Origin of the sequence: Providencia sp. PROV109, assembly GCF_033681625.1 — a bacterium.
Taxonomy (GTDB): domain Bacteria; phylum Pseudomonadota; class Gammaproteobacteria; order Enterobacterales; family Enterobacteriaceae; genus Providencia; species Providencia hangzhouensis.
On record NZ_CP096320.1, the window covers coordinates 1,007,507 to 1,019,550 of the forward strand.

Genomic DNA, 12,044 nt, shown 5'->3' on the forward strand with positions numbered 1-12,044 from the left:
CCAATTGAAATTTGAGATAAATTTCATAATTGTAGCCAGTATCACTAATTTAGGATTATTTATTGGATTTTATTTGGTTTTGAACTAGTGGTTGTCTATTGAATTGGTTTTTTATCTTGATTTATTATTTATTATTTATTTTGAAATTAATGGCTATTGATGTATTTTTATCGATGAAGGGATGGGTAAAGGTAGGGGAAATAATCGGAAGTTAAAAAACCTCCGATTATTAATTGGTTAACTAGGTATGTCTTAATTTTTGAATTATTTTTTTGCCAAAAAGTGTAGTAATTAGGCCAAACATGATTAAAACAAGGCCAGCAACTTGTACGCCATTAATGTGCTCATCAAGAAATAATGCACTACTGCTTAAACCGAAGACGGGAACTAACAATGAAAAAGGAGCAACACGCCACGCTTCATAGCGACCGAGTAAGACACCCCAGATCCCATAGCCAACAAATGTTGATAAATAAGCTAAATAGATAATGACACCAAAGACCGACCAATTAAAACCAGATAGCCCTTCAATAATTGCTTCTTCACCTTCTAAAATCCATGAACTAATTAAAAACGGAATAATTGGGATCAGAGCACTCCAACTGACTAAAGATAGGGCGCTGCATTTCTCTGCGCCTTCCTGTTTCATAATAATTCTATTAGTGATATTACCACAAGCCCATGATAATCCAGCAATTAAAGTGAATGCTAATCCGAGTAATGGGATATCATCAAGCCCACCGGCAGTGGCACCATTGGCTAACACCGTCAGCCCTGCAATCGCGATAAACATACCAATAAAGTGGGTTGGCTGTAATGATTCCTTTAAAATCATTGCGCCAAGTAATAGGGTAAAGAAAGCTTGGGATTGCAATATGACAGAGGTTATACCCGCAGGCATACCAACTTGAATAGCACAAAATAAGAAGGCGAATTGACCAAAGCTAATTGTTAGCCCATAGAGAAGTAATAATTTGAATGGAATTTTAGGGCGTTTAAAAATAAAAATAGCGGGAAAGGCCACAAACATGAAGCGTAAGGCACCTAATAATAACGGTGGAAGTGCAGTTACCCCGAGCTTAATGATAACGAAGTTAACTCCCCAAATAATCACCACACAAAGGGCGAGTAAGATGTCTCTGAGACTCATGCTGTTTTCTCGATGAACTTGCCAGATAAGACACCTACTTTACCTGTGTATAATTTTGAGTGCGATGGTTATGATGCTTAATCATAAAAAACAGTATAAAAAGGTTAAATATTATTGCTGATTTGCGCTTATTTGTTATTTTTCGTTGCTTGAGTCTTGTTACATGAATGTTTATAATGAATTTTCACTTCATACGTATTCAGGACGACCTGAATTAACGTCATTTAAATATGGGGACGACCCCGAGTATTTAACGGGAGCAACCAGCTATGGCTTGGATCGTCCTTTTATTTGCGGGTTTATTAGAAGTTGTATGGGCTGTTGGCTTAAAATATACCCACGGTTTTACACGTTTAACACCGAGTATCATTACCATTATTGCGATTATTGCGAGTATGGGTCTGTTAGCTTACGCAATGCGTGGCTTACCTGTCGGCACGGCTTATGCAATTTGGACCGGTATTGGTGCAGTGGGTACGGCAATTGTTGGGATTATTTTTCTTGGGGAATCAGCGAATATGTTTCGCTTATTAAGCCTTGCCTTGATTATTACAGGGCTAATTGGTTTAAAAGTATCAAGTTAGCTTTCAAATTAAGCATTTTTTAATTAAAAATGAATAATAAGCGGGTGACAGAGAAAGTTACCCGCTTTTTTTGATATTTTTGGGGACATAGAGAAAACAATTCTTATGTTATTTTTCGTTATAACGCGATGGCCAAATTTCAGATGGTGCAACATCCAAAAACTCGGCAATAATGCGCTCTCCTTTTGGCCAGCGTCTAGATAGGGCGTTATTTAATGTTGATGAGTTTAACCCTGCTGAACGTGATATTTGTGAAAGAGAAGAACCTTTTTTCTTTATTGCTGCAATAATATCAGCCGAGTGCCAGTCTTGTTTCATATGATCTCCAATAGTTAATATATAAATATAATTTAAATTATTTTAATGAACTGTAATTCAATTGAGATATAAAGATAAAAAAATAATTCTTAATTTTGAATACCTTTAAATTTTGGCCTTTGAATATTTATTTTTATGTGTTAAAGATATAGATTCAACGTTTTTATTATCTTTATTTTTATTTAAATAACTAAAAGGTGATTTTTATGGATATAGAAAACAATAGGATGGAAAAAATAAGTGCTAGTGTGAAATTAGACCTATGTAATTATTTTAATTGGAATGATATTGATGTTAATTATAATATTATTGATATTGACGAAAAAAAGATATATGCATTGTCAAGCGACTATGAATGGCAATTAATTTATTGGCATCATGATATGGATTTATCATTAAAAGAACGGTTATTTGCGGGTGTTCAATATTGGAGTAATTATTCAGATGCATACCAGAAAATTTTAACCAAATTAGATAAAGGAAATAAAAAAATTGATTTTTGCAATAGATACAATAATTTATTTGAGATATTTTCACTCAATGCGAATCATAAAGTCCCATATGATCATTTACTTTCATTGTATCGATGGCGTTCAATAGTTTCTGAATATGCATATGAAAAATGGTCTGAAAATAAAACGGTTGCATTACCGTTACGCCAAAAAATTGAATTAGACGAAACCGCACCTATTATTTGCAGGGGTAATGAAACCTCTAATTATATACGTTTTGGGCAGTTGTCATTTTCAAATAAAGAAGTATTAACCATCCGTTTGTTGCTTTCCCACCGAAATATAAATGAAATTAGCCGTATTCAAGGCTGTTCGGAGGAGGACGAATATATAAGGGTTAACAATATCAAAAAAAAATTAAGCTGTGAAATGGTATCTCAAAAGGAATGTTTTTCGGTAATGAAAGATCACGGGATTACATTAGCAAGCTTAGAAAAATTAATGCCTATTAATTAATTTAACTATTTGTTTCATATAGGGATATGGGATCATTTTATGAAATGGAAATTACGTTTTGGCGCTGTAGCAGGGCATACCTTAGAATTTTATGATGTTGCAATTTTTGCAGCGATTTCATCATATTTAAGTGCAGAATTAACTCGGCTAGGTTATCAGCAAGCAACGGAACTTGTGTGGGGGATTTTTGCTTTACGCTTTCTTATACGGCCACTAGGTGGGTATGTGATTGGCCGTTATGCAGATAAAGTTGGTAAAAAACCGGCAATGATTTTAGTAAGTATTCTCACCGGTAGTGCAACATTATGTATGGCATTTCTGCCAATTGAACTCTTAGGGGTATATACGCCTTTAGCCATATTATTTCTTCAAATGTTGCTATCTTTTAGTTTTGCGGGTGAAAGTCCATCACTGTCTACCTATTTATATAAAGACTCTAAGCCCCAAGAACGAGGTAGAATTTCGGCGTTGTTAACTGGAAGTGCGGTTGTTGGTGTTATTGGCTCGTTAGGAATCGTGTTAATTCTCGAAAATATATTAGACCCTGAAACCATGCAAAGGGTGGGGTGGAGGATACCACTACTATTAGGTCTAGGTAATATACTGATCTGTTTTTGGTTTCGCTATCGCTTACCAGACCAACCCATTGAGTATGATGGGTGCCAAAAAATAGATTGGCTTAAGGCATTTAATATTTTACTGGTTGTTATTCCTGGTTCGGTTATTTTTTATACCTTAAATTTTTCATCTTCGTTTTTACTTAAGGAGTTAGAGCTAGAAGAATTTAAAAGTATATATTCAATGATATCATCAACTTTATTATTGATTTTAATGGCAATAGTTGGCTGGTTAACAGATAAATACAGTTACTCTGAACGGGTGTTTAACTTAGGGGTAAAGTTAGCTGCCATACTATCAATTCCTACTTATTACCTAATGTCGACTAAGGTTTTATCATTAGTACTTATCTCCCAATCGTCAATTATTATTATTTCAGCAATGGTTTTATGTAATTGGAATTATGCCATGGCAAAACCAGCCAATGGACAAGTTACGACTTTAAGTATGGGATACAATCTTGCATCGACGATTATAGGCGGGTTAACGCCTTTAATTATCAACTATTTAGTCATCATTGATGTTTCCTTGGTTGGTGTTTTTGTTTCATTGAGTTCGTTAACTCTATTTGTTTCATTGTTATTGAGTAAAAAACAAAGGTTATTAACTATTTAAATGTAAGGGTGACATATGAATATAGAAAATAAACACCTAGAACTTTCTTGTTCTGGTTTTGGTGATAAGTTTTTAAAGTATTTCGATTGGAATGATATAGATGTTACTTATAGTAGAGTAGATTTGATTAATCATTCTGTAAGGACTATTTCTAGTAATTATAATTGGGTTCTTATGGTTTGGGATGATGATTTAGATAAGAAAGTAAAGGAGCGATTAATCCCTGGTATTCAATATTGGAATAATTACTCTGTCGAATTTCAAAAAACATTATCTAAAACAGATAAGAAAGAAATGAAAGTGGATTTTTGTACTCAATATGGCGGTGTATATGAAATTACATCAATAAATTCAAGAAAGAAATTCTCATCTAATGAGTTATTAGAGCTCTATAAATTAAGAGCTGTTATTTCTGATTACTCCCAGCATGTCTGGAAAGATAATGAAAATATTATTTTACCACTTAGGGCGGACATAAGCTTATCTCAACAAATTGAAGATAATAACCGAGATATTTTAGATTTTCATCATTATATGCGTTTTGGTAACATTCGTTTTACCCGTAAAGAAATGATAACTATTCGTTTATTATTATCACATTGCCGAGTAAAGGAAATTAGTTATATTCAAGGTTGTTCGGAAGCGACAGAAAATAAACGTATTCTACGCATTAAAGAAAAACTAGGTTGCTCTTATACTTCACCTAGTGGTTTATTTCAGGCTTTAAAAGAAAATGGCATTACTCTTGCGTGTTTGGAATCTTTGGTGAGTTACCCTTAAATATGAGAATATTTTTCTACAAGGAAATTGATTAATAGAAAAGGGATAAATAATGAAATGGAGATTCATGTTTGGCGCCGTCGCAGGTAATGCTTTAAAGTATTATGATATTGCTGTGTTTGCGGCTATATCCACTTATTTAAGTACGGAATTAACTAATTTAGGTTATACACAAGCAACGGAAATGGTATGGGGGATTTTTGCATTACGTTTTTTAATCCGCCCACTAGGTGGGTATGTTATAGGCCGATATGCTGATACGGTAGGGGAAAAATCAGCTCTAGTATTAACAAGTATGATAACCGGTACGGCAACATTAATGATGGCACTGTTACCCATTGAATTATTAGGGAACTATACGCCATTAGTAATATTAATTTTACAATTAGCACTTTCTTTTAGTTTTGCTGGGGAATTTCCTTCTTTAATCACTTATTTATTTAAGGATTTAGATGGGAATATTCAATCTAGAGTTTCATCAATTATTGTTGGTAGTTCTTTATGTGGAGTAATCGCATCATTAGCTGTCGTTTTCATGTTAAAGAACACATTTTCTGAAGAAGCGATGCAGTCAATTGGCTGGAGGCTCCCACTATTAATTGGTTTAATTAATATTTTAATTAGTTTTTGGTTTAGAGCAAAATTACCGGATTATAAAAGTGAATTAGATGAAAAACCAATATTCAGTTGGCTCCATGTATTTTGGGTTTTCTTATTTACCATTCCTGGTACTGTCACTTTCTACTCTCAAAATTTATCAACTTCATTAATTATTGAAAAATTAATGATAGACGAGATAAAGAGTTTTTATGAAATATTTTCGTCCGGTCTATTGTTAATTTTTATGCTGATATGTGGTTGGTTAACCGATAAATATAGCTCAGTTAAATCTGTTTTTAATATGGGAGTCATTGGGATGGTATTGCTTTCAGTACCACTCTATTTTTCATTGCAGCTAGATAATTTACTTCTCGTCTTTTTCGCTCAAGTCGTTATGTCCGTATATTCAGCGATGATATTGTGTAATTTATCGGCCGTACTGATGGATAAATCTAATGGGCAAGCAACAATACTAGGCGTAGGGTACAATGGCGCCTCTGCCTCTATCGGGGGGATAACGCCTTTAGTCGTCGGTTATTTAGGTCACTTTAACTTAGGTTATGTTGGGCTATTTGTTGCGGTTTGTGGGCTTTCCTACTTTATATCTACTTGGTTGCCAAAACCAAATCCTGTTTAGTGTTAGTCATGATTTAATCCCCCTTAAGGGGGGTTAAATATCAATACATCATAGGGTTACAGTAACGAAAAATCAGATAGTTACCTTATTAACTATATAAATATTTTGCTTTTCGACATAGTATTTGACGCTATTTTCATACCATGATTTAAGTTCAGATGATGCGTTTATCAGGTTATCTAGCCTTTCTTTTGCAGGTTTCGTTCTCGGCTTTTTAGGTTGTATTGTCATCGAAATATCTCTTAACGTCATGTTCCAAAAGCAAATCTGATAAGGCCATCATAGCACTTGATATTAACATGCTAAAACTTAGCTCTCCGGCAGTTTCGTTATTTTAACTATCTGGCTGCTACTTCTATGAAAAGATAAAATAAATGCGATCAATAAAACATACATCATCGCACCAATCAGCCATACCCAGCCATCCCATGTTGCGAGTGTTTGACCAAAAATAAAACTAAATAATAATGGACCAATAACCCCAGTGGCATTGGTTAAACTGACTAAAATTCCTTGTAATTTACCTTGGTTAGCTTGATTAACTTGAGCTGACATCAACCCTTGTAGTGCTGGCAATGCAATACTGCCACCAGCGAGTAAGACCAATGTTGGGTAAATCATCCAGCCTTCTGTCAGTAATGACAAAATAATGAATGCGGCCCCATCCACGACAAAGCCGACAATGATTGTCACTTTTTCATTGAATCTTTTGGCTATTGCGCCTGCGACAAAGGCTTGAAACAAGGCATGCATAACGCCTAAGCCTGCTAAGGATAACCCAACTTGCATGCTATTCCATTGGAAGCGGTTTTCGGTAAATAACACCCAAGTTGTTGCAGGGATTTGGCCAATTAACTGTGCTATAAAAAAGACGAAAAGTAGCAAAATCACGGGTTTTACCACTTGCATGAAGGGAACAGGTGACGATAGCTCCGCATTCTGCTCACCCTGTTCAGCGACTTTGTGTTGATCTTTAAAAATAAACCAGATCACGACAAAAGAGCACGCATTCAAAATAGCCGCAATAACAAAAGGAAGATGAGGAGAGAGTTGTCCTGCAAAACCCCCAATCGCAGGCCCTGCGATTAAGCCAATACCAAAAGCTGCACCTAAACGACCAAACCACTTGGTACGTTCTTGTGGCAGTGTATTGTCTGCAATAACAGAAGCGGCTACTGCGCCTGTTGCACCAGTGATCCCTGAAATTAAACGGCCTAAATACAGCATCCAAAGTGAGCTCGATAAAGCCAACAAAGTGTAGTCCAGCGCTGCTCCGGCAAGGGAAAGAAGCAAAATGGGCCGGCGGCCGAATTTATCGGACCATTTACCCAATATTGGAGCAAAAAATACCTGCATGATGGCATAGAGCGCGAGCAGTATGCCGTAATGATTAGCCAAATGTTCTATGGAGACATATTCACGCAGTAAAGCAGGTAAAACAGGCATGATCAAACCGATCCCCATCGCATCAAGGGCTGTGATCATTAATGCCGTGATCGCAAATTTATTCATTATCTATTTCTCTATCATTGATAGAGTTGGAATATATCCCTATCAGTGATAGAGTGTCAATAGAAATTAAGGGGAAAACGATGGCACGATTGGATAAAGAAACCATTATTACGGCGGCATTAGATTTATTGAATGAAGTAGGAATGGAAGGGCTGACAACACGAAAATTGGCCCAAAAATTGGGGGTTGAGCAACCCACACTGTATTGGCATGTGAAGAACAAGCGCACATTGTTGGATGCATTATCTGTTGAAATGCTAAAACGACACCATAACCATTCATTACCCGTTGAGGGGGAATCGTGGCAGGAGTTTTTGCACCATAACGCATTAAGTTTTCGCCGAGCCTTGCTCAGTTATCGTGATGGAGCAAAGGTACATTTAGGAACACGCCCTAGTACAGAACAATACGCCACCGTAGAAAAGCAATTACAATTTATGATTGATAGCGGTTTTTCATTAAAAAGTGGCCTTTATGCAGTGAGTGCAGTGGGGCACTTTACATTGGGTTCAGTACTTGAGCAGCAAGAGCATTTAGCGGCAATGGGTGAGAGAGATGTTGAACAAGACGAGGCGATGCCATTGCTATTAAAGGAAGCTGTTCAAATCATGGATAATGATGATGGAACAGAAGCATTTTTGTTTGGTTTAGAATCAATTATTCGAGGCTTTAAGCCCTAAAAAAGAAAAGGTATGACAATGTGCTGTCATACCTTTTATTAAAATAATGTGTGATTGAATTATTTACAGAGTAAATACACCAATAATTGCAATAACACTAATGATTGCTGAGCCGCCGTAGAAAACCCATTTTGTCGCAGGGACATGGATTTTAAAGTCGTGCAGCGTATGGTGGATACGGTGCATACCACACCAAACTGGCAAAATAATCATCAGTAATAAGAATACGCGGCCGATAAAGCTTTGGCTAAATGCCATAATGCGCTCATAGCTAAGCATTTCTGGTGCAACGCCGAGAGGAATTAAAATCCCTAACAGAATGATGATTGCAGGGCCAATTACGGCGCTCCACATACCACCAGCACCAAATAATCCCCAGAAAATCGGCTCATCGGAACGTTTAGGCGTTAGATTCATCAAATTCTCCTTAGATTAAAATAATAATGCGATAGCTAAGATTGCTGCCGTAACAACAATCGTGAGAGCCCAGAAGCCTTTAACGATAGGCTCATCAGACATTTTCTTATCTTTCACAATAATACTGACGGCTTTTGGTGCAAGATTGAACCACGTGGTGGTGTGCAATAATGTTGCTGCCAAAGTAATAATGTTAATGATAAGAATGATTGGGTTACTTAAGAACCCAACAAAGCCAGCCCATGATTCAGGGCCACTCTTGAGTGCAAATACCCCATATAGGACTAAGATACTAAACCAGACTTGAAGGACTGAAGTACTTTCACGCATGATATAAAAGCGGTAAAAACCTAGCTTTTGCCACCAATCGCCCTTCATTTCCCTTACATAGGGTTTACGTTTTGTTGTCATGACTTCAATTCTCCTTATCGTGGCTTCAGCATGGCGATAACAAAGTCTTGCGCACTGGCAACTTTACCTTGTTGGATCGCACCCGCAGGGTCGACATGCTTAGGACAGACTTCAGAGCAGTAGCCTACAAACGTACAACTCCAGACACCATTGTCACCGTTTAACAAGGTCATGCGTTCTTTCGCACCATGGTCTCGGTTATCTAAATTGTAGCGCTCTGCCAATGTAATCGCGGCTGGACCGATGAACTCTGGGTTCAGTCCAAATTGTGGGCAAGCTGCATAGCACAGACCACAGTTGATACAGCCTGAGAATTGATGGTATTTCGCCATCTGGGCAGGCGTTTGCTTATTTGGGCCTTCAGAAGGTTTACGGTCATTACCGATAATGTACGGTTTGATCGCCTCTAAACGCTCAATAAAGTGAGTCATATCAACAACAAGGTCGCGCTCGATTGGGAAGTTACCTAATGGCTCAACTTTCATGCCTTGCGGGTATTCACGCAGGAATGTTTTACAAGCCAGTTTAGGCACTTTATCCACCATCATGCCACAAGAACCACAAATCGCCATACGACAGGACCAGCGGTAAGACAGGTCTGGAGCGAGATTATCTTTGATATAGCCTAACGCATCTAACAAAGAAGTTTGCTCGTCGTAAGGGACATCATACGTCACCAAATGGGGCTCACTATCCGTTTCCGGATTGTAACGCATGATCTCCATTTTTAGGTGTTTCATATCATCCATTAGCTTGCTCCTTCTTCGCCTTATCTTGAGCTTCAGCTTCGGCACCGTAAACACGTTTAGCTGGCTGAGATTTCGTGATTTTCACGTCACTGTATTCTAAACGAGGGGAGCCCTCTGGGTTATAGAATGCCAAAGTATGTTTAAGGAAATTAACATCATCACGCTCAGTACAGCCTTCATCGAGACGTTGGTGTGCACCACGTGATTCTTTACGGTTGATTGCAGAGTGAGCCATACATTCCGCCACATCAAGGCCAAAGCCTAATTCAATGGTGTACAGTAGGTCAGTATTAAATACGCTGCTATGGTCGGTAATTTCGACATGTTTGAAGCGTTCTTTCAGCTCAGCAATTTTATCAACGGTTTTTTGCATTAATTCAGGAGTACGGTAGATACCGCAGCCTTCTTCCATTGAAATACCCATTTCGTCGCGAATTTTCGACCAGCTCTCTTTCCCTTTTTGGTTCATGAGCTTGCTGAGGTCAGCTTCGATATCACGAGTACGGGCTTCGATAGCATTTGCATTGGCTGGTGTTGCTTCAGCAGCATGGCGAGCAGCTTCTTCACCTGCCAGACGACCAAATACGACTAATTCAGCTAATGAGTTAGAACCTAAACGGTTTGCACCGTGCAAGCCAACAGAAGAACACTCACCGACAGCAAATAGGCCTTTGATGCGTGTTTCTGTGCGTTGATCCGTTTCGATACCACCCATAGTGTAGTGAGCGGTTGGGCGAACAGGAATTGGGTCTGTTACTGGGTCAACACCCACGTAGGCTTTCGCTAATTCACAAATAAATGGTAAACGCTCATGCAGTTTTTCTGCGCCAAGGTGGCGAAGATCTAAGTAAACAACATCACCGCGGTGGGTACTGATGGTGCGACCTGCACGCCATTCGTGCCAGAACGCTTGGGAAACTTTGTCACGTGGACCCAGTTCCATATATTTATTTTCAGGTTTACCTAGTGGAGTTTCAGGCCCCATTCCGTAGTCTTGCAGATAGCGATAGCCGTCTTTATTGACAAGGATCCCCCCCTCACCACGACAACCTTCGGTCATTAAGATACCAGAACCCGGTAACCCAGTTGGGTGATATTGAACAAACTCCATATCACGCAGCGGCACGCCATGGCGGAATGCGATACCCATACCATCACCGGTTACAATACCGCCATTGGTATTGTAGCGATAAACGCGTCCAGCACCGCCAGTTGCCATCACGATGGCATTCGCACGGATCTGGACTTTTGTTCCTTCCATCATATTTAACGCGACAAGACCACGGACTTGGCCTTCATCAACAATGATATCGAGAACAAAATGTTCGTCAAAACGTTGGATTTGTGGATATTTTAATGAAGTTTGGAACAGGGTATGGAGCATGTGGAAGCCAGTTTTATCAGCAGCAAACCACGTACGCTCAATTTTCATTCCACCAAAACGGCGAACGTTAACTGAACCATCTGGTTTACGGCTCCACGGGCAGCCCCATAGCTCTAGTTGGGTCATTTCTGTTGGGCAGTGTTCGACAAAATAGTCGACAACATCTTGCTCACACAGCCAGTCCCCACCAGCTACAGTATCATTAAAATGATAGTCATAGGAGTCATGAGCCTGAGTAACTGCTGCTGATCCCCCCTCTGCGGCCACAGTGTGACTACGCATTGGGTATACTTTTGAGACCAGAGCAATCTTGATATTGGGATTTGCTTCAGCGGCAGCAATTGCTGCACGTAAGCCTGCGCCCCCGGCCCCGATAATCGCTAAATCGGCATTGAAGGTTTGCACTGCGCTTCTCCATTGTTCAAGTGTAAAATTGATAAATTCTTTTAAATACTTTTGATAATTAGCTACGTCATTTTCAGTTCAACTTAAAGCTAAACTACGAAATATCTGTTTTTAATAGTAAATAATATAATAGCTAATAATGACTTATCATGCTGTGAATTATAGCGAATAGTACTCAAGATAAATTTGATATAGAGGGGGGTTTTGGCCAAATTT

At 38.4% G+C, this 12,044-nt stretch carries 13 protein-coding genes; 6 read left to right on the top strand and 7 right to left on the bottom strand.

From position 1 onward, the window contains the following. Positions 1-241 precede the first annotated feature (241 nt). The gene (locus tag M1F25_RS04540; protein ID WP_004258651.1) at positions 242-1,150 is read right to left on the bottom strand and encodes an EamA family transporter; all 909 of its coding nucleotides are present in this window, start codon (positions 1,148-1,150) and stop codon (positions 242-244) included. Between the two features lie 269 nt (positions 1,151-1,419). On the opposite strand from M1F25_RS04540, the gene sugE reads away from it, so the two are divergent. Beyond that, a complete protein-coding gene (gene sugE, locus M1F25_RS04545; protein ID WP_181489356.1) occupies positions 1,420-1,734 on the top strand; it encodes a quaternary ammonium compound efflux SMR transporter SugE in 315 nt (104 codons plus the stop codon). A 108-nt stretch (positions 1,735-1,842) separates the two neighbouring features. On the opposite strand, the gene M1F25_RS04550 is transcribed toward sugE, so the two are convergent. Beyond that, positions 1,843-2,052, bottom strand: a complete 210-nt coding sequence (locus tag M1F25_RS04550) for a helix-turn-helix domain-containing protein (protein ID WP_004258645.1) — start codon at positions 2,050-2,052, stop codon at positions 1,843-1,845. Between the two features lie 206 nt (positions 2,053-2,258). Here M1F25_RS04550 and M1F25_RS04555 point away from each other — a divergent pair, with 206 nt between their 5' ends. From M1F25_RS04555 to M1F25_RS04570, 4 genes are read left to right on the top strand one after another with little or no spacing between them, the layout of a single operon-like run. Then, the gene (locus tag M1F25_RS04555) at positions 2,259-3,020 is read left to right on the top strand and encodes a hypothetical protein (protein ID WP_181489358.1); all 762 of its coding nucleotides are present in this window, start codon (positions 2,259-2,261) and stop codon (positions 3,018-3,020) included. A 39-nt stretch (positions 3,021-3,059) separates the two neighbouring features. After that, positions 3,060-4,253 (top strand): MFS transporter, encoded by a 1,194-nt coding sequence (locus M1F25_RS04560; protein ID WP_181489360.1) that lies wholly within the window; start codon positions 3,060-3,062, stop codon positions 4,251-4,253. A gap of 15 nt (positions 4,254-4,268) precedes the next feature. Continuing rightward, positions 4,269-5,033 carry a helix-turn-helix transcriptional regulator gene (locus M1F25_RS04565; RefSeq protein WP_164565535.1) on the top strand — a complete coding sequence of 255 codons (765 nt, stop codon included), beginning with the start codon at positions 4,269-4,271 and terminating at the stop codon, positions 5,031-5,033. 52 nt (positions 5,034-5,085) lie between these two features. Beyond that, the gene (locus tag M1F25_RS04570; RefSeq protein ID WP_110591184.1) at positions 5,086-6,270 is read left to right on the top strand and encodes an MFS transporter; all 1,185 of its coding nucleotides are present in this window, start codon (positions 5,086-5,088) and stop codon (positions 6,268-6,270) included. Positions 6,271-6,579: 309 nt separating this feature from the next. Here the strand turns inward: M1F25_RS04570 and tet are convergent, their stop codons facing one another. After that, positions 6,580-7,782 carry a Tet(A)/Tet(B)/Tet(C) family tetracycline efflux MFS transporter gene (gene tet / locus M1F25_RS04575; RefSeq protein WP_096864381.1) on the bottom strand — a complete coding sequence of 401 codons (1,203 nt, stop codon included), beginning with the start codon at positions 7,780-7,782 and terminating at the stop codon, positions 6,580-6,582. 80 nt (positions 7,783-7,862) lie between these two features. Here tet and tetR point away from each other — a divergent pair, with 80 nt between their 5' ends. After that, entirely contained in the window at positions 7,863-8,462 is a 600-nt protein-coding gene (gene tetR / locus M1F25_RS04580) for a tetracycline resistance transcriptional repressor TetR (RefSeq protein WP_181489362.1), read from the top strand. Between the two features lie 63 nt (positions 8,463-8,525). On the opposite strand, the gene frdD is transcribed toward tetR, so the two are convergent. Genes frdD through frdA form a run of 4 tightly spaced genes read right to left on the bottom strand, consistent with a single transcriptional unit; the run spans position 8,526 to position 11,828 of the window. Beyond that, entirely contained in the window at positions 8,526-8,879 is a 354-nt protein-coding gene (gene frdD / locus M1F25_RS04585) for a fumarate reductase subunit FrdD (protein WP_004258620.1), read from the bottom strand. A gap of 15 nt (positions 8,880-8,894) precedes the next feature. Then, positions 8,895-9,290 carry a fumarate reductase subunit FrdC gene (gene frdC / locus M1F25_RS04590; RefSeq protein ID WP_004258617.1) on the bottom strand — a complete coding sequence of 132 codons (396 nt, stop codon included), beginning with the start codon at positions 9,288-9,290 and terminating at the stop codon, positions 8,895-8,897. 14 nt (positions 9,291-9,304) lie between these two features. Next, positions 9,305-10,039 (bottom strand): succinate dehydrogenase/fumarate reductase iron-sulfur subunit, encoded by a 735-nt coding sequence (locus tag M1F25_RS04595; RefSeq protein WP_004258616.1) that lies wholly within the window; start codon positions 10,037-10,039, stop codon positions 9,305-9,307. After that, on the bottom strand, positions 10,032-11,828 hold the full coding sequence (gene frdA, locus M1F25_RS04600) for a fumarate reductase (quinol) flavoprotein subunit (RefSeq protein ID WP_004258614.1): 1,797 nt from the start codon (positions 11,826-11,828) through the stop codon (positions 10,032-10,034). The genes M1F25_RS04595 and frdA overlap by 8 nt, the downstream gene beginning before the upstream one ends. Between the last annotated feature and the right edge of the window lie 216 nt (positions 11,829-12,044).